This is a genomic window from Sphingomonas larreae, from assembly GCF_051400595.1.
In the GTDB taxonomy this organism is placed as follows: Bacteria; Pseudomonadota; Alphaproteobacteria; order Sphingomonadales; family Sphingomonadaceae; genus Sphingomonas.
The window spans coordinates 332,395-352,392 of sequence record NZ_JBLFFI010000003.1; the positions used below are offsets into that span (position 1 = coordinate 332,395).

Sequence of the window (19,998 nt, forward strand, 5' to 3'; positions counted from 1 at the left end):
GTCGTGGCACATGCGTCGGAACGGCATTCAACCGCGCACCATGGACAGCCGGCGCGGAGGAGCCTGTGCGCGCCGCGCCGAGGCCGCGTCCATCCGGCGTCGTGGGGAGAAGCACCGTCACCTGGCTCGCTCCACCTAGACGCGCCGGGCAGGGAACCCTACCTTGCGCGTGCCGCATACAGCAGCGGCGCTTCCGACGCCGGCAACGGCGCACCACGCGGGGAACCTCCCGCCAAGAACAAGGACCCGCCAATGGCCGAAAAGCAGACCTCGCTCCAGGACCTGTTCCTCAACGCGCTGCGCAAGTCCAAGACTCCCGTCACGATGTTCCTCGTCAAGGGCGTCAAGCTCCAGGGCATCGTCACCTGGTTCGACAATTTTTCGGTGCTCCTGCGGCGCGACGGCCAGTCGCAGCTGATCTACAAGCACGCGATCTCGACCATTATGCCCGCGGGACCGATCGACGTCGCCGGCATCGTCGGCCAGCTCGGTGAGAGCGGCAAGAAGCCGCAGTTGCAGGACATCTTCCTCTCCGCGGTACGCAAGTCGGAGGACGCGGTGACGATGTTCCTTGTCAACGGCGTTATGTTGCAGGGCGCGATCGCCGGCTTCGACCTGTTCTGCATGTTGCTCCAGCGCGACGGCATGTCGCAGCTGGTCTACAAACATGCCGTGTCGACGATCCAGCCGTCGCGGCCGCTCAACCTTGCCGAGGAGCAAGCGGCAGGCGACGAGGAATGAGCACCGGCTTCGAGCGCGATCGTGATGAATTCGCGCGTGGCGCCCGCGCGATCGTCGTCTACCCCGACCTCGGCGGCTCCTCGCGCGACGCCGAGGCACGGCTGGAGGAGACCGCCGGGCTTGCCGAAGCGATCGGGGTGGTCGTCGCCGATAGGGTCGCGCTGCGCGTCCGCACGCCGCGCGCGGCGACGCTGATTGGTGCCGGGCAGATCGAGGAGCTCGCCGCGCGCGCGCGGATGGAGGAGGCGGGGCTGGTCGTCGTTGACGGCAGCCTCACGCCGATCCAGCAGCGCAATCTCGAGACCGCGCTCGAGACCAAGGTGATCGATCGCACCGGGCTGATCCTCGAGATCTTCGGCGAGCGCGCCGCGACCGCCGAGGGCAGGCTGCAAGTGGAACTGGCGCACCTCGACTATCAGTCAGGCCGGCTGGTGCGGAGCTGGACCCACCTCGAGCGGCAGCGCGGCGGCTTCGGTTTCCTCGGTGGCCCCGGCGAGACCCAGATCGAGGCCGATCGGCGCCTGATCCGCGACCGGATGGCACGGCTGCGGCGCGAACTCGACCAGGTGACGCGGACACGCGGCCTGCACCGCGAGCGGCGCCAGCGTGCGCCCTGGCCTGTCATCGCCTTGGTCGGCTACACCAATGCGGGCAAGTCGACGCTGTTCAACCGGCTCACCGGCGCGCACGTGATGGCGGAAGATCTGCTGTTCGCCACGCTCGATCCGACGCTGCGCCAGATCAGCCTGCCCGGGATCGATAAGGCGATCCTCTCGGATACGGTGGGATTCGTTTCCGAGCTGCCGACGCAGCTCGTGGCGGCGTTCAAGGCGACGCTGGAGGAGGTGGTCTCGGCCGACCTGCTGATCCATGTCCGCGACGTCGCGCATCCCGACACGGCGGCGCAGAAGGCCGATGTCGAGGGCGTGCTCGCCGATGTCGGCGTCAGTGAGACGACACCTCGGATTGAGGCGTGGAATAAGCTGGACCTGCTGCACGGCGACGCGCGCACCGATTTGCTCGAGGAAGCGGCGCGCCGCGATGATGTTGTGGCGCTGTCGGCGCTGAACGGGGAGGGCGTGGATGAGCTGATCCGCCACGTCGCCGATCTGCTGACCCAGGGGCATCAGCGCTACGCGATCGCGCTCGACGCGGCGGACGGCGCCGGGGCGGCATGGCTCCACGCCAACGGGGAGGTGCTGGAGCAGCAGGTCGACGGCGACCAGATTCGCTACGAGGTGCGGATGGCGCCCGCGGTGCACGAGCGGTTCCTGTCACGGCAGGGGTGAGCTCGTGCTTCGACTGCTTACCCGCCGACAAGCCGGCGCATCAAAAAGCCGTTCGCCTCGTTAGGGACCGAGCATGTCGAGATCCCATATCGGGAGAGGTTAGAAGGCGACCTCTCGATACGCCGTCTCGACAGGCTCGACGGCTTTTCGGGGCGAACGGTGGAAGGCCTCTTTAGAAGCCCACGCGATCATGCCCGGCTCCGCCGCTCACCCCGCCTTCACGCGCTGCCACAGTGCTTCCTTCTCCTCCAGCGACAGCGCCGCAAAGCCGTCGCCGCCCGCCGCCTCGATCGCACGAAAGCGCCTCTCGAACTTGGCATTCCCTGCGCGCAGCGCCTCCTCGGCGTCGACCCCGAGGTGTCGCGCCCAGTTCACCACCGCGAACAACAGGTCGCCGATCTCCTCGGTTCGCTCGGCCTGATCGCGTGCCGCCTCCACTTCGGCCAGCTCCTCGTCGACCTTGGCGCGCGATCCGCTCGCATCGGGCCAGTCGAAGCCGGTGCGTGCGGCGCGCTTCTGCAGCTTTTCGGCGCGGGTGAGCGCCGGCAGCGCCACCGCGACGCCGTCGAGCGCGCTGGTCGCGCCCTTGCCCGCGCGCTCGGCCGCCTTCACTTCTTCCCAGAGATGGTGGCCGCCCTCGGCCACGTCGCCAAAGATATGCGGATGGCGCCGCTCCATCTTGTCGGCGATGGCGGACGCGACGTCGGCCAGCGCGAACTCGCCCTGTTCCTCCGCGATGCGACTGTGGAACACCACCTGGAGCAGCAGGTCTCCAAGCTCGTCACGCAGCTCGTCCACCGCGTCCCGCGCAATCGCGTCGGCGACCTCATAGGCCTCCTCGATCGTGTAGGGAGCGATCGTGGCGTAGGTCTGCGCGCGATCCCACTCGCAGCCGTCGGGCCCGCGCAGCCGTGCCATGATCGCCACCAGCCGCTCCATCGCGGCGCTCGTCCGTTGCTCGCTCATCGCGACGGGCTAGCAGTCACGATGCGCGCAGACCAGCATCAGCGCGGCGGGCCTTCCTTGGCGTCGTTGACCTCGATCCAATAGCCGTCGGGGTCCTGGGTGAAGATCTGACGGACGCCGTCGGTCCGGGTGCGGTTGATCTCGCCGACCTTGCCCGCATAATCGGTCCATGTCCGCCCGGTGCGCTTGAGATAGGCGATCACCGTATCAAGGTCGCCGACCGAGAGGGCGAAGTGAATGATTCGCGGCGGCGGCGTGAAGGGCACCTTGATCGCCTGGATATGCAGCTCGATTCCGTTGCCCAGCCGAAGCCATCGCGGATGTCCCGGGGCAGCGTTGAGCGGCGCCGGGATCTCGGTGAGCCCGAACGCGTCGTGGTAGTAAGCGATGCTGCGCGCCTGGTCGGTGACGTTGATCGCGATATGGTTCATCCGCGTCTGCGCCGAGACCGTGTCTGGCGCGAGCGCGATCACGGCGGCGAGCGCCGCCAGGGTCAATCTCATCATCCTCTCCTTTTGCTTTCCATCATTGTGGTGACGATGCAGGAACTCGACGACTTGAGCGCCGGCTCCTGCACGCACGCGAGCGCGGCGCCTTCAGCCCGCGGACGCAGTCTGCCCCGGCTTGAGCAGGTCGAGCACCGCCGCGGTCATCGCGGTCGCGCCGGTGGTGACCACCGCGCGCGGGTCCACCTTGAACAGCGGCGAGTGATGCGACGGGATTGGCGGGCCGCCCTTGGCTGCAGCGTCGAACGCCGCCTGCTGCGTGCCGCCGACGGCGAAATAATAACCTTTCACGCCCTGCTCCGGCTGCACGAAGGCGGCGAAATCCTCGGCGCCCATGCCCTTCTGCTGGAACGGGATCACCTTGTCCGCGCCCAGCGTCGTCGTCATCACCGCGTTGAGCCGTCGGGCCAGCCCGGCGTCGTTGATCGTGGTCGGCGTGCCCTCGATCACCTTGACCACCGGCATCTTGTCCGCTGGCATGCCATTGAGCTCGCCGATCCCGCGCGCGACGCGAACGATGCCGGCGAGAAGCTGCTGTCGCGTCGCCTCGTCGTTGGCGCGCACCGTCACCTGGAGCTTGGCCTCGTCCGAGATGATGTTGTGCTTCAACCCGGCGTGAAAGCTGCCAACGGTGATGACGCCGGGCCGGAGCGGCTGTCGCTCGCGGCTGATCAGCCCCTGCAGCGCGATGACGAGCTGACTCGCCATATAGACCGGGTCCTTGCCGGTGTGCGGGCTGGCACCATGCGCGCCGATCCCCGGCACGGTGATGTCGACGCTGTCCGACGAACTGTACTGGATGTCCTCGGACGCCGAGACGGTTCCGGCCAGTCCCTCGGAGTTGGAATGATACGCCAGCGCGTACTGCGGCTTGGGGAAGCGGGTGTAGAGCCCGTCGCGCAGCATTGCGGCGGCGCCGCCGACGCGCTCCTCCGCCGGCTGGACGATGAACACGACGGTACCCGCCCAGCGTTGCTTCAGCGCCGCCAAGCGCCGCGCGGTGGCGAGCAGCCCCACGATATGCGTGTCATGCCCGCAGGCGTGCATCACCGGCGCCTCGACGCCATCGACGCCGACCTGGCGCGCCTTGCTGGCGTTGGGCAGGCCCGATTTCTCCTCAACCGGCAGCCCGTCCATGTCGGCGCGCACCAAGACCACCGGGCCGATGCCGTTCCGCAGAACACCGACCACGCCGGTGCCGCCAACCTTCTCGGTCACCTGCATGCCCGCCACCGTGCGCAGCGCCGCGGCCATTTTTGCCGCGGTACGGGTCTCACGGAAAGACAGCTCGGGGTTGCGGTGGAAATCGTCCCACATCGCACCGAGCGTCGCGTCATAGTCGGCGCGGATCGCGGGCGCATAATCGGGCTCGGCGTGTGCGGGTGTGGCGAGCAGTGACAGAGCGGTGGCCGCGAGCAGGTAGCGCATGTGCGATATTCCCCTTTTCCGCGCAGCCTAGCGGGGAGTGGCGGCGCCGGGAAGCGCCGCGGCGGGGGAGGCGGACGCAGGCGCGGCTCGTGGCGACAACCAGCCGCCGTCGGCGAGCCAATCGAACAGTCGATCGGGCCAGTGCAGGATCGAGATCCGGTCGGACTCGTCCAGGTTGAAGGCATGTCCGCTGTCCGCATACATGTGCAGCTCGGCCGAGACCCCCGCGCGGCGGAGCTGCTCGTACAAGGCGACGGACGGCGCCGCGCAGCATGCGTCACGGCTGCCCGCGACGAGAAAGGCCGGCGGCGCGGTCGCCACCGCGGGTGCGGGCAGGCCGCGCGGCCCGGGGAAGACGAGCACCTGGAAGTCGGGTCGCGCGGAGAGCGCATCGATCGCGTCGACGTGCGGACGGCCCGCAGGTTCGGGGTGATCTGCGACCTGGGTGACGAGCTCGCCGCCCGCCGAGAACCCCATCACGCCCACGCGTGTCGGATCGATGCCGTAGTCGGCGGCATGCGCGCGCACCCAGCGGATTGCGCGGCGCGCGTCATCGGCGGCGTCGCCCTCGACCGAATAGGTCGACCCTGGCTCGTTGGCGAGGCGGTACTTGAGCACGAAGGCGGTGACGCCGATCCGGTTGAGCGCGGTGGCGACCTTGGTGCCCTCATTGGTCCACACCAGCAGCTTGTGACCGCCGCCCGGCAGGATCACGATGGCGGAGCCGTTGCGCTTGGCCGTACTGGCAGGGAAGGGGATCAGCGAGGGATCGTGGATGTTGCGGACCCAATAATCGCGCGCCACCTCGCGCTCGCCGCGCCGTGCCGCGGACCCGGGCGCCCCATGCGGCCACAGCTTGACCGCCTCGAAGCGTTGCGGCGGTTCGGGAGCGGGGTCCTGCGCCGCAACCGGCGCAGCGAGCCCGAGCAGCAGCGCCGCGGCAAGCGGGATACGGATCAGCGACATCGATGAGGCTCCGGTCGTTCGCGCGATGAATTGCTAGCAAATACAACGTTTAAGAGACCATGTCGCAGGCCAGCTGACAAGCGGAAGGGGCGACATGGGATCGCCGCCACGCTCCCGCGTCGCTGCGACCGCTCCTCCGTCCGGCCAGACGACGCCGGCTGGATCAGCCGAGTCGCTCGGACCGCGGCAGCCGCAGCTCCGCCAGCACGGTGGTGAGATGCGTCATCGCTTCAGCGCTCGGACCCGGATATGGCCCCTCGGTGGGTTGGTCGCCGACGAAGCGCATATCGGCCTTGCCTTCGGGCAAGCTGTAGAAGCCGAGCACGAAAAGGTAGCGCAACCGATCCATGAAGGCGACCGGCGCTGCCATCGCCGGCGACGGCGCGGCGACGGTCAGCGCGTCGAGCAGGCTCGCGCGCGGCGCCGCCGCGAGCGCGGCGAAGGGCTGTTCGTAGAGCGCGCGGCTCTGCGCGTCGAGCCAGATGAGCCCGCCGACGACCTCCGCGCGATCGGCCTGCTGCACCGGATAGGGCGCGCTGATCCATTCGTCGATAAAGGCGCCAACGCCCAACTTCCCGGCGCCGGGCGAGGACTCGTCCGGAGGAAGGAGGAGGTCGCCGAGCAGATCCACCGTAGCGCGCTGCGCCTTGGTGAGCGTCAGCGCCCAGGGCACGTTGGGGTCGCTCAGGTTCGGATCGCGACCATAGCCACGCGCAGCGTCGACCGGGGGCAGCGTGGCAGGCCAGTCGATGACGCGGAAGGGCGGCGGCGTGCCGCGCGCCTTCGTGGCGCCAGCGGCATCGGTCCAGTGCGTCAGCGGCAGCGCGGCGGCGGCCGCGATCCATTGCAGCGTGGTGCGGCGCGAGAGGGTCACGCGATGGCTCCCGAGGTGAACCGCGCGGCGAGCCGCTCGGAGGCGCGCAACGCGAGCGCGAGAATGGTGAGGGTCGGGTTCTTGTGCGCGCCCGAGGCGAAGACCGAACCGTCCATCAGCACGAGATTGGGGACGTCCCAGGCCTGACCGAAGCTGTCGACCACCGATGTGCGCGGATCGTCACCCATTCGCGCGGTGCCGAGCTCGTGGATGATTTCGCCGCCCGCGGTCATGATCTGCTCGGGCGGGAGGTCGGCATCGAGGATCGTGCCGCCCAGCCGCTCGAACACCGAGTGCGCCGCGCGGCGACCATGCGCGACCTGGTTGATCTCGTGCTTGGACCATTTGAAAGCGAAGCGCAGCACGGGGATGCCGAAGCGATCGGTGACGCCGGGATCGATCTCGGCGAACGTGTCCTTGTTGGGGATCATCTCGCCGCGCAGCGTGAGGTTGATGGTCGCGCCCGAGGTCTGGCGCACCGCCTGTTTGAGCGCGCCGCCCCACACACGCGGCAGTACCGCGGCGGACGGGATGCCGAAACGCCCGCCAATCTCGAAGTGATAGCCGCGCGCGAAGTCGAGCTCGCCGCGCTTCTGCTGCTGATAGAGCCAGAACGGGATATAGATGTGCTGCCCGCCAATCCCGTCCTCGTTGTAGCGCGGACGACCGGCAAGCCTGGGAATGTAGGCGCTGAACGACGCCCCGGTCGAGTCGGTCAGATTACGGCCCAGCTCGCCCGACGCGTTGGCGAGCCCGCGGCCGCGCTCGCCCGAGTTGAGCAGCAGCCGCGCGGTCTCGCCCGTTCCCGCGGCGAGCACCACGGCGCGCGCGCTCACCTGGTGGCGCGCGCCGGTGCGGCGGTCGACATATTCCACCCCGGTGGCACGATTGCCCGCGCCGGTGAGGACGCGCGCCACCATCGCGTCGGTGACCACAGTCAGGCGGCCGGTCGCGCGCGCCTGCGGCAACAGCGAGGTGGTCGACTGGAACATCGCGCCGATCGAGCAGCCGCGTGTGCATGGGGTGGCGTTGAAGCACGCGCTCCGCGGCGCGACGTCGTCGGGCAGGTCGCGGGTCAGCACCGCGGTATGCGCGGCGCGCACCGGGATGCCGACGCTCTCCGCAGCCGCGGCGATCAGCAGCTCGGTTACGCGCGGCTTGGGCGGCGGCATCAGACAGCCGGCGGGAGAATCGGGATGGTTCTCCAGCCCGATCGGTCCGCCGTTGACTCCGATCATGCGCTCGACCCGGTCGTAGAAGGGGGCGACATCGTCATAGCCGATCGGCCAGTCCACCCCGAGCCCGTCGCGCGAAAAGGGCTTGAAGTCATACGGACCCCAGCGCGGCACGTGGCGGCCCCAATGATTGGTGCGGCCGCCCAGCATGCGCGGGCGATACCAACGGAAGTCGCTGCCCGGGCGAGAGGTGTAGGGCTCGCCGTCGATCTGCCAGCCGCCGCCCACGGTCGCGTCGAAATAGCCGAACGGCTTGTCCGGGGTCGATGTCCCGCGCAGCGGCGCGTCGCTTTCCGGCGCGAACATGTTGACCTCGGCCTTGGGATCATAGTCGCGCCCGGCTTCGAGCAGCAGGCAGCGCAGCCCCGCCTTGGTGAGGCTGTGCGCCGCCATCGCGCCCGCCGCGCCGGAGCCGACGATGATGATGTCGGCGGCGGCGTCGCCTGGCTGCGCGCGCGGCGCCGTCATCGGCCGCACCGCCGGCGCGGCGCCGTCGTGAAATGCCCTTCGTCGGACCGAACCGCAGCCGTCATCATCTCTCCTCACTGCGCGCTTTTTTACCAACCTAAGCCTCGCGCGCGCTGGCGCAATCCCCTGCGGTGCCGCGCGCCGCGTCGCGCCATCGCAGAGGCTGGCTCTCGCGTGGCCGGATCGGCTAGGAAAGTCGCGTGAGGATCGCCATCATCGATACCAGCACCTCCCGGGCCGCGATCATCGCGGAAGGCCTGCGCGAGGCCGGGCTCGACGATCAGGTCGTGATCGATCCACGCGGCGCGCTGGTGGCGCAGATCGAGGCATGCGCACCCGAGGTGGTGCTGATCAACCTGGAGAATCCCAGCCGGGACCTGCTCGAGGACTTTTTCGCCATGTCGCGCGCGCTCGACCGCCCGATCGCGATGTTCGTCGACCAGTCCGACGCCGAGGCGACGCTCGCCGCGGTCGACGCGGGAGTGTCGGCCTATGTCGTCGACGGGCTCGCCAAGCAGCGGATCAAGCCGGTACTGGATGTCGCGATCCGCCGCTTCCAGGCGTTCTCGCGGTTGCAGGCCGAACTCGCCGAGGCCCGCACCGCGCTGGTCGACCGCCAGACGATCGATCGTGCCAAGGCGATCCTGATGCGTCGCCGCGGCATCGACGAGCCCGCCGCCTATGCGCTGCTGCGCGGCCATGCGATGCAGTCGAACCGCCGGATCGCCGAGGTGGCCGAGGCGATCGTCACGAGCGATGCGCTGATGGGAGATCTGCCGTGAGCACCGAGACGCTCCGCATCGGCTTCCTGCCGCTGGTCGACGCCGCACTGCCGATCCTCGCGCGCGAGCTGGGGTTCGCCGAGGAGCATGGGCTCGCGCTCGACCTGGTGCGTGACGTCACCTGGGCGACAGTCCGAGACCGGCTGCTATACGGCCATACCGATGCGGCGCATTTGGTGGCGCCGCTCGCGATCGCCACCAGCCTCGGGCGTGATCGACCCGCGGTAGCAATGGCGGTGCCGTTCGTGCTCGGCCTCAACGGCAATGCGATCACGTTTTCGACCGCGCTCGCGGACGCCTGCGGGCTCGGCCACACGCTCGGTGATCCGTATGAGGTCGGTGCCGCGCTGCGCTCGGTCGCGGTGGCGCGTGACGCTTCCGGGCGCCGGCTGCGCTTCGGCGTGGTGCATCGCCATTCCAGTCACAATTACATGTTGCGTTACTGGCTCGCCGGTGTGGGTATCCGGCCGGATCGAGAGGTCGAGATCGTCGTCACCAGCCCGACCTTCGCCGCCGACGCCTTGGCGGCCGGCGAGGTCGACGGCATCTGCGTCGGCGAGCCGTGGAACTCGATCGCGGTCGATCGCGGCGTCGGCCGGATCGCGCTCGCCACCGCGCAGATCTGGCGGCGCGGAGTCGAGAAGGTGCTCGCGATGCGCGCCGCGGTGGCGGACGAGCGCGGCGACGCCACGCTGCGGCTCATTCGCGCGCTTCATGCCGCGGCGGCGCACTTTGTCGCACCGGACAGTGCCGAACGGAACGCGGCGATCCTCGCACGCGCCACTTATCTTGACGCCCCGGTCGACGCGATCTTGCGCGCGATCACCGACCGGGTGCGGCTCGTCGCGGGCGGGACGCCGGTGCATTATCCCGACTTCATGTTCCAATATCGCGAGGCGGCGAACTTCCCGTGGCGCAGTCAGGCCGCCTGGCTCTATGCACAGATGACGCGATGGGACGGGTGCGCTTTCTCGCCCGTGGAGGCGGCGACGGCGATGGCGACCTTCCGGCCCGACCTGTATCGTGCCGCGCTCGCGGGGTCGGGAGCGCCGTTGCCGGGGGCGAGTTCGAAGCTCGAGGGCGCGCTCGGCCAACCGATCGGGGCCGGCTCGACACAGGGGCGTCTGGTGCTCGGCACCGATCGCTTCTTCGATGGCCGCGCCTTCGATCCCGACGACATCCCCGGCTATCTCGCCGCGTTGGCGTAAGAGCCCGGATGTTGCTGCACGTGCGAAAGGGGCTTGTGCGCAACGGGCGAATCAGGCAGCCTGTGTGTTGCCCGACAATGGCGTCGGGCACGAGATAGCAGCGTCACGCCTCTCCAGCGCTGGGGAGGTCGCGCTGACGGATGAGGGGTCGGTCCCCGATATCCGATGAGGCAACGAAGCCGCCAGGACGCACCCGCGAGGGGTCGCCGTCCTGGCGGCTTTTTTCGTTTTTGGCCGGCGGGAGGCAGCGATGGCGACGGCATTTTGGGACCGCACACGCGATCAGGGCGCAGCGGTAACGAGCAGTTTCTGGAGGAGCGGGCACACGCCCACGCTGATCGCCGCCTTCCTCTACTTCGACCTTGCGTTCATGGTATGGGTGCTACTCGGCCCGTTGGCGCCCGAAATCGCGCGGACATTGTCGCTCACTCCGGCGCAGAAGGGGCTGATGGTGGCGACGCCGACGCTCGCGGGCGCGCTGCTGCGGGTAGTCAACGGCCTGCTGGTCGATCGCATCGGTCCGAAGCGGGCGGGCACGATCAGCCAAATCATCGTCATCGCCGGGCTGGCCAGCGCCTGGGCATTCGGTGTCAACAGTTTCGCCGGGACGCTCGCGCTCGGCGTTATCCTCGGCTTCGCGGGCGCGTCGTTCGCGATCGCGCTCCCCCTCGCCAGCCGCTGGTATCCGCCCGAGCATCAAGGCAAGGCGATGGGGCTGGCGGGTATGGGCAATTCGGGCACGGTGCTGGCCGCGCTGTTCGCCCCCGCGCTCGCCAAGGCGTTCGGCTGGAACGCCGTGCTCGGGCTCGCCTGCCTGCCGCTCGCGGCAGTGCTTCTCGTGTACATCGTCATGGCGAGGGACGCACCCAATCCGCCCGCACCGCGCGCGTTCAGCGCCTATCTGTCGCCGCTACGCCAGCCCGACGCCTGGTCGCTGATGGGCTTTTACGCGGTGACGTTCGGAGGCTTTGTCGGGTTGGCGGCCAGCCTGCCGATCTATTTTACCGACCGGTTCGAGCTCGGCACGGTCTCGGCAGGCTATTGCACCGCGGCCTGCGTCTTCGCCGGCTCGCTGGTGCGTCCGATCGGCGGCGCGCTGGCCGATCGGATCGGCGGCGTGCGCGCGCTGACGGTCGTGTTCCTGCTCGCGGCGATCGCGCTGGTCGGCGTGAGCGCGGCTGCGACGATACAGGCCGCGCTCGCCTGCTTCGTGCTCGCCATGCTCGCGCTCGGGGTGGGCAATGGCGCGGTGTTCCAGCTGGTGCCGCAACGCTTCGCCGCGGAGATCGGGGTGATGACCGGGCTGGTCGGCATGGCGGGCGGCCTCGGCGGTTTCTACCTCGCCTCGTCGCTCGGCCTGGCCAAGCAATGGACCGGCAGCTTCGCTCCGGGCTTCCTCGTCTTCGCCGCGCTCGCGCTCGTCGCGCTGATCGGCCTCACGTGCGTGAAGGCCGGGTGGCGCCGCCGCTGGGGCACCGCCGACGGCGTGACGATCTGACCTTCTTCCTCGGCTCGCACCGGACTGGACCGCTCATGCAACATCAGCCTCTTCAATCGCCACCGCGCGACGCTCGCGACCATCTCATCGTCATCGGCAATGGCATGGCAGGGTGCCGCGCGGTGGAGGAACTGCTCGCGCGCGACCCGACGCGCTACCGCATCACGATCATCGGCGCCGAGCCGCTGGTGAACTACAACCGGATCATGCTCTCCCCGGTGCTCGCGGGCGAGAAGACGTTCGATGACATCGTCATCAACAGCACCGATTGGTATGCAGACAATGGCATCGCGCTGCTGAGCGGCGATCCCGTATGCGCGATTGATCGTGTCACACGCTCCGTCACAACCCGCACCGGTTTGGTGCTTGCCTACGACCGGCTGCTGATCGCGACCGGTTCGGACCCGTTCATCATCCCGGTGCCGGGCAAGGACCTGCCCGGCGTGATCAGCTTCCGCGACATGCGCGACGTGGAAGCGATGCTCGCCGCCGCCGACAAAGGCGGCAGTGCGGTGGTAATCGGGGGCGGCCTGCTCGGGCTGGAGGCCGCGCACGGGCTCAGCCTGCGCGGCATGCGCGTTACCGTGCTCCACCTGATGCCATCGCTGATGGAGCGCCAGCTCGACGAGGCGGCGGCGTGGCTGCTCAAGAACGCACTGGAGGCGCGCGGTCAGACGATCCTCACCGGCGCCGACACCGAGGCGATCCTGGGCGACACCCATGTCACCGCGGTGCGGCTCAAGGACGGTACCGAGATCGCGGCGGATCTGGTGGTGATGGCGGTCGGCATCCGCCCGGCGGTCGCGCTGGCGCGCGAGGCGGGGCTGGAGGTCGGGCGCGGCATCCGCGTCGATGACCATATGGTGACGAGCGATCCCGCGGTGCTCGCGGTGGGCGAGTGCGTCGAGTATGACGGGCAGGTCTATGGTCTGGTCGCGCCGCTGTGGGACATGTGCCGCGCGCTCGCCGACGGACTGACCGGCGCGCCGAGCGGCTATCGTCCGGCGCCGACCGCGACCAAGCTCAAGGTGGCCGGGCTCGACGTCTTCTCCGCGGGCGACTTCGCCGGCGGGGAGGGGGCGGAGGACATCGTGCTGCGCGACGCCAGCCGCGGTGTCTACAAGCGCGTCGTGGTCCGCGACGATCGCGTCGTCGGTACGGTGCTGTACGGCGACACCGCCGACGGCAACTGGTATTTCGACCTGATCAAGCGTGGCGAGGCCGTCGCATCGTTCCGTGACGCGCTGATCTTCGGCCAGGCCTTCGCCGCGGAGGGCGTGCTCGCGGACCCTAAGGCGGCCGTTGCGGCGCTCTCCGACGACGCGGAGATTTGCGGCTGCAACGGCGTCAGCAAGGGCAAAGTGCTGGCCTGCGTCGACTCGGGCGCGCACAGCCTCGACGCGGTACGCTCGGGGTGCAAGGCATCGGCGAGCTGCGGCTCGTGCACCGGCGTGGTGGAAGCGCTGCTGGCGCTACGGCTCGGCGGTGAGGTCGAGGCCGGGCCCAAGACGATGTGCCGCTGCACCAGCTTCGGCCATGACGACGTGCGGCGCGAGATCGTCGCGCAGGGCATGCGATCGATCCCGGAGGTGATGCAGCGGCTGCACTGGTCGACGCCCGACGGCTGCGCCTCGTGCCGGCCCGCGCTCAATTATTACCTGCTCTGCGCGCTGCCCGGAGACTATGTCGACGACCAGCAGAGCCGCTTCGTCAACGAGCGGCTTCACGCCAACATCCAGAAGGACGGCACCTATTCGGTGGTGCCGCGGATGTGGGGCGGGATCACCAGTCCGCGCGAGCTGCGCGCGATCGCCGACGTGGTGGAGAAATATGACGCGCCCATGGTCAAGGTAACCGGCGGCCAGCGGCTCGACATCTTCGGCATCCGCAAGGAGGACCTGCCCGCGGTCTGGGCCGACCTCAATGCCGCGGGCATGGTCTCGGGCCATGCCTATGGCAAGGCGCTGCGCACGGTGAAGACCTGCGTCGGCATCGAATGGTGTCGCTTCGGCACGCAGGACTCGACCGGGCTGGGCGTGAAGATCGAGCGCGCCACCTGGGGCAGCTGGATGCCGCACAAGTTCAAGATCGCGGTGAGCGGATGCCCGCGCAATTGCGCCGAGGCGACAATCAAGGACTTCGGCGTGGTGTGCGTCGACTCCGGCTACGAACTCCATGTCGGCGGCAACGGCGGCATCAGGGTGCGCGCGACCGATCTGCTCTGCCGGGTGGCGAGCGAGGCCGAGGCGATCGAAATGTGCGCCGCTTTCATCCAGCTGTATCGGGAGGAAGCGCGCTATCTCGAGCGGACCGCACCCTGGATCGAGCGTGTCGGGCTCGCCTACGTCCAGTCGCGGTTGCTGCCCGATGCGGACGCGCGCGCCGAGCTGGCGCGGCGTTTCTGGTTCTCGCAGCAATTCACGCAGGACGATCCCTGGGCGGCGCGCGCCGCGGGGGCCGAACGCGAGCATCATGCGCCGATGGCGCGCTTCCAGCCGCAAGGGGAGATGGCATGATCGGTCAGTGGCTCGACATCGGCTGGGTCGAAGAGATCCCGCTGCGCGGCAGCCGCGTGGTCAAGGTGGACGGCGGCGACGACGTGGCCTTGTTCCGCACTGGCGAGGGCGCGATCTTTGCGCTGCGCGATCGCTGTCCGCACAAGCACGGCCGGCTGAGCCAGGGCATCATCCACGGCGCCACGGTCACTTGTCCGCTGCACAATTGGCGGATCGCGCTGGCGACCGGCGAGGCGCAGGGCGATGACATGGGCTGCACGCCGTCGGTGCCGGTCAAGGTGAGCGGGGGCAGGGTCTTGCTCTGCCGCGCGAGCACGCTCCGGGCCGCGGCATGAGCGCCGTCGTGCGCCGTTCGCCAACGGGGAGGGTCGGGTGAGCATCCGCACCACCTGTGCGTATTGCGGCGTCGGCTGCGGTATCGTCGCGACCCGGACCGGCAATCGAACGGTGCATATCGCAGGTGATCCCGATCATCCCGCCAACCGCGGCCGGCTCTGCTCCAAGGGTACGCACCTCGGCGAGACGGTGGGGCTCGCCGGGCGGTTGCTTCACCCCATGATCGGCCAGCGCCGCGTCAGCTGGGACAAAGCGCTCGATCAGGTCGCGCGCCGCTTCCGCGCGACCATCGCCGAGCACGGGCCGGGCAGCGTCGCCTTCTACGTCTCGGGACAGCTGCTGACCGAAGATTATTATGTCGCCAACAAGCTGATGAAGGGCTTCATCGGCTCGGCCAACATCGACACCAACTCGCGGCTCTGCATGTCGAGCGCGGTGGCCGGGCATGTACGCGCCTTCGGCGAAGACGTGGTGCCCGCACGCTACGAGGATCTCGACGACGCCGACCTGTTCGTGCTGGTCGGCTCGAACACCGCCTGGTGCCACCCCGTCCTCTACCAACGCATGCGGGCGCGCTGTGCCGCAGGGGCGCGGATGGTGGTGATCGACCCGCGCCGCACCGAGACCGCCGACGAGGCGGACCTGCATTTAGCCATCCGCCCGGGCAGCGACGTCGCGCTCATGAACGGGCTGCTTGCGTGGTGTCGTGACGCGGGCGCGCTCGACGCGGTCTTCCTGCGCGACCATGTCACGGCGCCCGACGACTTCTGGACGAGCCTCGGCGAGGACACCGATCTGTGGTCGGTGGCGCGCACCTGCGACGTCGCGGCCGCGGACGTGCGCCGCTTCTTCGAGCTGTTCGCCGCCACGCCGCGCACGGTCACGCTGTTCAGCCAGGGCGTGAACCAGTCCGTCACGGGCACCGATCAGGTCAACGCCATCCTCAACGTCCATCTCGCCACCGGGCGGATCGGCAAGCCGGGCGCACAACCTTTCTCGATCACCGGCCAACCCAATGCGATGGGCGGACGTGAGGTCGGCGGCCTGGCCACGACACTTGCCGCACACCTGGGCTTCGGCGACGCGGATCGCGCGCTCGCGCAGCGCTTCTGGGGCGCACCGACGATCGCCGCCAAGCCGGGCCTCAAGGCGGTCGATCTGTTCCGCAGTGTCGCGGAAGGGCGCGTGAAAGCGCTCTGGATCATGGCGACCAACCCCGCTGTGTCGATGCCGGAGGCGGCGCAGGTGCGCGCGGCGCTGGCGGCATGTCCCTTCGTGGTCGTGAGCGATGTCATGGCTGATACCGATACGGGCGCGTTCGCGCATGTTCGGCTGCCTGCGGCGGCGTGGGGCGAGAAGGACGGTACGGTCACCAATTCCGATCGGACCGTCAGCCGGCAGCGCGCGATCTTCCCGCTGCCCGGCGCGGCGCGGCCCGATTGGTGGATCGTCACCGAGGTAGCCCGCCGCATGGGATGGCGGACCGCGTTCGCCTACAACCGGCCGGCCGACATCTGGCGCGAGCATGTGCGTCTTTCGACGTATGAGAACGAGGGCGCGCGGCTGTTCTCGCTGGTCGGGCAGGGTGGGGGCGGCAACGCCGGCTATGCGGCGATGGCGCCGTTCCGCTGGGGCGGCACTCCGTTCGCGGACGGCCGCTTCTCGACGCCGGACGGCCGCGCGCAGCTGGTGACGGTGCGACAGAAACGTCGCGCCGCCGCGCCGCGCGACTGGCCGCTGACGCTCAACACCGGCCGCTACCGCGACCAATGGCACACCATGACGCGCACCGGACTCGCGCCGAAGCTGGCACGGCACCGCGAGGAACCGCTCGTCGAGTTGCACCCCGCCGACGCGGCGCGCGCCGGCATCGTTGACGGTGCCCTCGCGCGCGTGACGACGCCCGCCGGCGCCACGCTGTATCGTGCGCGGGTCTCCGCAGCGCAGCGCGTGGGCGAGCTGTTCGTGCCGATCCACTGGACCGATCAGAACGCCAGCGGCGGCCGCACCGGCCTGCTCGCACGCGCGCTGGTCGACCCGATCTCCGGCCAACCCGGGTTCAAGTCGACGCCCGCCGCGATCACCGCGGTGGCCACCGCATGGCGGGGGTTCCTCATCACCGCAGCCGAGCCGACGCACCGCCCGGATTGTCTGTGGGCGACACGCGTTACGCTGCGGACCGGCAGCCTGTGGGAACTCGCCGGGGACGGCGCGACCACCGCGCTGGACGGCTGTTTGCCGGCGGGCGAACGCATCGAGGCGGTCGATCAAGCGCGCGGCACGCGACGGGTCGCGGTCGTGGCCGACGGCCGGCTGGTGGCCGCATTGTTCGTCACCGCCACCGGCGAATTGCCCGCGCGCGACTGGCTAATCGCGCAACTCGACGCACCGCAGGTGGCGCCCACCGTTCTCGCCGGTCGCGCGCCCGGTGCGACGGCCGATTCGGGCCCGATCGTCTGCGCCTGCTTCGACATCGGGCTGCGCACCATTGTCGCCGCGATCCGCGCGGACGCGCTCGCCGATGTCGCCGCGATCGGCGCCGCGATCGGCGCCGGCACCAATTGCGGCTCGTGCCGCCCCGCGCTCGCGCGCCTGCTCGCCCAGGAGAAGACTGATGCTGCCTGAGGATTTCGCACCGGGAACGGTTTGGCTGGTGGGGGCCGGGCCGGGCGATCCGGACTTGCTGACGCGCAAGGCGGCACGGCTGATCGGTGCCGCCGACGTGGTGTTCCACGATGCGCTCGTCGGCGCCGGCGTGCTCGACCTGATCTCGTCACGCACACGGCGGGTGAGCGTCGGCAAGCGCGCCGGTCGACACTCGGTCGATCAAGCAACGATCGGCTCGCTGATCGTCAGCGCGGCGCGGAACGGGCTTCGGGTGGTTCGGCTGAAGGGAGGAGATCCGGCGATCTTCGGCCGCACCGCCGAGGAGGTCGGCGACTGTCGCGCCGCCGGTATACCCGTGCGGATCTGCCCCGGGATCACCGCAGCGAGCGCGGCTGCGGCGGCGGCCAACGGGACGCTGACGCTGCGGGGAGTGGCGCGCCAGCTGACCTTCGTGACCGCACATGCGGAACGCGGCGCACCGCTGGATCTCGACTGGCCCGCACTGGCTGCGCCGGATGCCACGCTCGCGGTCTATATGGGTCGCGCCGCCGCCGGGACCGTGGCGCGGCAGCTGATCGCTGCGGGGCGCCGTGCCGATACGCCCGTGCTGGTAGTGGTGAACGCATCGCTCCCCCATGAGCGGGTGGTTCATGGGCAACTGTCCGCGCTCGCGTTCCTGGTTGAGGCGGTGGGGGAGCGCGAACCCGTGATGCTGCTGATCGGCGAGGCGGTGCGCCAGCACGCGTCACCGCCGTTGTCGAGCGAGGCAGCGGCCGCGTCAGCCTGTCGGGAGGCTCGCGCATGACGGCGCGGCATGGGGCCGTTCGGCTGCTGAGAACACCTGCGTGCGGCTGGCGCGCCTTCACCTTCTACGTCACGGCATGTTGCAGCGTCAGCCTGATTATCCACCTTCTTGCCTGAGCGCTGGCCCGTCCGTCAGTGGCGAGGAGCGGCAGCGGCGCGGCCTAAGCTTTGCTGCGACGAAGGTTGGAAGCTAAGGTTCATCGTCTTTTGAGGGACGCCGTCCTCGACGTGGCGAGCGTCACGCGTCAAGCGTGCAGGATCACGGGCGTTCTTCTTCAGATGGCGCCATGCCTGTTGCCGCCAGTTAGAAAAGACACAATCTGCGCCAGATAGAAATGACACTGCCTCGTAGCAGCGGGGGCAGCGTGGAGCCCCCCAAGCAGCGCAGCGCTGCCCCCGCTGATGCGATCACCTCTCGGCTCTTGCGCCCTTGGACCCGCTGCGACAGCAGCGGGCTCGGTCACGCCGGTTGAGGTCCCATTACGCCCAAATGATGCCATTGGGCTGATGCGGACGCCTCCTTAAGTCCGGTCGCTTGTTCATCGGGCTCCAGCCGCTATTGACCTCGGAAGGTAGCGGCTTTGAAGGGCCGGAGCGTCAGACGCTTGCCACTCTCGGAGCGTCTTTGCCGAACGGCCCGATCAGCTTGCGGTACTCGGCCTCCGGTCGTCCGTATCCCTCACCTGCCAGCTCTTCCAGCTTCTGCCGATCGAGGAGGAGCACCCTACCGCGTTTGGACCGGATCATGCCCGCGCCTTCCAGAACGTGCAGCGAAACCGTGACGCCGGATCGGTCCGCTGCGATCATCATCGCCATGAACTCGTGCGTCAGCATGATCTCGTCGCCGTCATTGCGATCGTGGCACATGAGCAGCCAGCGCGCGAGCCGGGCTTCGATGCGCTGGTGAGCGTTCGAGATCGCGCTGTCTGCCGTCTGGATGATGAAGGTCTGGACGTAACGAAGCAGGATACGTCGCAGACTCGCGCTTTCCTCTACTGCGGCCACGAAGGGCGCCGCGTCGATGCGCAGTCCGGTGCCGCCGTCGATCTGGATAAACACTCTGTGCGGTGAGGTGTCGGCGCCAAGCAGCAAGGGCGTACCCGCGAAGCCCTCCCGGCCGAAGATCCCCACCTCAGTCGGACCGGAATCGAGCTTGTGCGCGACGACCGACGCAACCCCTCCTTCAGGAAACCAGACGTGTTCGATTTCTGCGCCGGCAGGCGTAAGCACCTGCTCGCGCTCCAGCTTCTCGCGCGTCATGTGAGGCCTGAGCAGCGCGCGGTCCTCGGGCGAGAGCGCGGCGAGGAGGAGATTGGTCGTGTAGCGATCGTCTGGATGCGACATTTGCGCGCCCTCAAACTGGGGGCGAAAGCGCATGGTCCTCCGGCCGCTCACGCCCTGGATGTCGGCGAGCGATGAGAGGTAGATAGGTATGCTGATCGTCTAAGGAAATGCCTCGTTATATATTTCACAGTTCTGAGCACGGTAGCGGCGTCATCCCGCGGAGCGATATGCTCCGGCGACGAAATGTGGGTCAGCCACATTGGGTGGCAAGCTAATATAAGACGTGGGACACTCTGTTTACCGGTGCTGAACCGGTATCTCTGAAAGGGTGCAAACATGTCAAAGGACGATCGGTCCTACTATCAGCACCGTGCTGCGGTCGAGGTAGAGCGCGCGAGGATGGCCACGGTGCCCCATGTGCAGCAGGTGCACTCCAGGCTTGCTGCCGCGTATCGCAGCAGGCTCGCTTCGGACGAGCTCGGCAAGGCCG

15 protein-coding genes and 1 pseudogene are annotated in these 19,998 nt (G+C 68.9%); 9 read left to right on the top strand and 7 right to left on the bottom strand.

Annotated elements, in window-relative coordinates:
• Nucleotides 1-231: 231 nt before the first annotated feature.
• Nucleotides 232-741 (top strand): annotated as a pseudogene (gene hfq, locus ACMGDM_RS13100) (RNA chaperone Hfq); the annotation flags it as partial.
• The gene (gene hflX, locus ACMGDM_RS13105; RefSeq protein ID WP_436804559.1) at nt 738-2,030 is read left to right on the top strand and encodes a GTPase HflX; all 1,293 of its coding nucleotides are present in this window, start codon (nt 738-740) and stop codon (nt 2,028-2,030) included. The pseudogene hfq and the gene hflX, both read left to right, overlap by 4 nt.
• A gap of 207 nt (nt 2,031-2,237) precedes the next feature.
• Here hflX and mazG read toward each other — a convergent pair whose 3' ends face one another.
• The 6 genes from mazG to ACMGDM_RS13135 form a co-directional block, all read right to left on the bottom strand.
• Entirely contained in the window at nt 2,238-2,996 is a 759-nt protein-coding gene (gene mazG, locus ACMGDM_RS13110) for a nucleoside triphosphate pyrophosphohydrolase (protein ID WP_436804560.1), read from the bottom strand.
• Between the two features lie 38 nt (nt 2,997-3,034).
• On the bottom strand, nt 3,035-3,499 hold the full coding sequence (locus tag ACMGDM_RS13115; RefSeq protein ID WP_436804561.1) for a VOC family protein: 465 nt from the start codon (nt 3,497-3,499) through the stop codon (nt 3,035-3,037).
• 93 nt (nt 3,500-3,592) lie between these two features.
• Complete coding sequence (locus ACMGDM_RS13120; RefSeq protein WP_436804562.1) at nt 3,593-4,930, bottom strand: amidohydrolase; 1,338 nt, start codon at nt 4,928-4,930, stop codon at nt 3,593-3,595.
• A 27-nt stretch (nt 4,931-4,957) separates the two neighbouring features.
• On the bottom strand, nt 4,958-5,896 hold the full coding sequence (locus ACMGDM_RS13125) for an alpha/beta hydrolase (protein WP_436804563.1): 939 nt from the start codon (nt 5,894-5,896) through the stop codon (nt 4,958-4,960).
• 163 nt (nt 5,897-6,059) lie between these two features.
• Nucleotides 6,060-6,770: a gluconate 2-dehydrogenase subunit 3 family protein gene (locus ACMGDM_RS13130; protein ID WP_436804564.1), complete on the bottom strand. Its 711-nt coding sequence runs from the start codon at nt 6,768-6,770 to the stop codon at nt 6,060-6,062.
• Nucleotides 6,767-8,473 (bottom strand): GMC family oxidoreductase, encoded by a 1,707-nt coding sequence (locus tag ACMGDM_RS13135; RefSeq protein ID WP_436804565.1) that lies wholly within the window; start codon nt 8,471-8,473, stop codon nt 6,767-6,769. The genes ACMGDM_RS13130 and ACMGDM_RS13135 overlap by 4 nt, the downstream gene beginning before the upstream one ends.
• A 200-nt stretch (nt 8,474-8,673) precedes the next feature.
• On the opposite strand from ACMGDM_RS13135, the gene ACMGDM_RS13140 reads away from it, so the two are divergent.
• The 7 genes from ACMGDM_RS13140 (at nt 8,674) to cobA (ending at nt 18,225) form a co-directional block, all read left to right on the top strand.
• The gene (locus ACMGDM_RS13140; RefSeq protein ID WP_436804566.1) at nt 8,674-9,255 is read left to right on the top strand and encodes an ANTAR domain-containing response regulator; all 582 of its coding nucleotides are present in this window, start codon (nt 8,674-8,676) and stop codon (nt 9,253-9,255) included.
• Nucleotides 9,252-10,463: a CmpA/NrtA family ABC transporter substrate-binding protein gene (locus tag ACMGDM_RS13145; protein WP_436804567.1), complete on the top strand. Its 1,212-nt coding sequence runs from the start codon at nt 9,252-9,254 to the stop codon at nt 10,461-10,463. The genes ACMGDM_RS13140 and ACMGDM_RS13145 overlap by 4 nt, the downstream gene beginning before the upstream one ends.
• A gap of 250 nt (nt 10,464-10,713) precedes the next feature.
• Nucleotides 10,714-11,961 (top strand): nitrate/nitrite transporter, encoded by a 1,248-nt coding sequence (locus tag ACMGDM_RS13150; RefSeq protein ID WP_436804568.1) that lies wholly within the window; start codon nt 10,714-10,716, stop codon nt 11,959-11,961.
• A gap of 35 nt (nt 11,962-11,996) precedes the next feature.
• Nucleotides 11,997-14,477, top strand: a complete 2,481-nt coding sequence (nirB, locus tag ACMGDM_RS13155) for a nitrite reductase large subunit NirB (RefSeq protein WP_436804569.1) — start codon at nt 11,997-11,999, stop codon at nt 14,475-14,477.
• Nucleotides 14,474-14,812, top strand: a complete 339-nt coding sequence (gene nirD / locus ACMGDM_RS13160) for a nitrite reductase small subunit NirD (protein WP_436804570.1) — start codon at nt 14,474-14,476, stop codon at nt 14,810-14,812. Before nirB ends, nirD begins: the two co-directional genes overlap by 4 nt.
• A 37-nt stretch (nt 14,813-14,849) precedes the next feature.
• On the top strand, nt 14,850-17,438 hold the full coding sequence (locus ACMGDM_RS13165; protein ID WP_436804571.1) for a molybdopterin-dependent oxidoreductase: 2,589 nt from the start codon (nt 14,850-14,852) through the stop codon (nt 17,436-17,438).
• Nucleotides 17,428-18,225 (top strand): uroporphyrinogen-III C-methyltransferase, encoded by a 798-nt coding sequence (cobA, locus tag ACMGDM_RS13170; RefSeq protein WP_436804572.1) that lies wholly within the window; start codon nt 17,428-17,430, stop codon nt 18,223-18,225. Before ACMGDM_RS13165 ends, cobA begins: the two co-directional genes overlap by 11 nt.
• A 596-nt stretch (nt 18,226-18,821) precedes the next feature.
• Here the strand turns inward: cobA and ACMGDM_RS13175 are convergent.
• On the bottom strand, nt 18,822-19,601 hold the full coding sequence (locus ACMGDM_RS13175) for a Crp/Fnr family transcriptional regulator (RefSeq protein WP_436804573.1): 780 nt from the start codon (nt 19,599-19,601) through the stop codon (nt 18,822-18,824).
• Between the last annotated feature and the right edge of the window lie 397 nt (nt 19,602-19,998).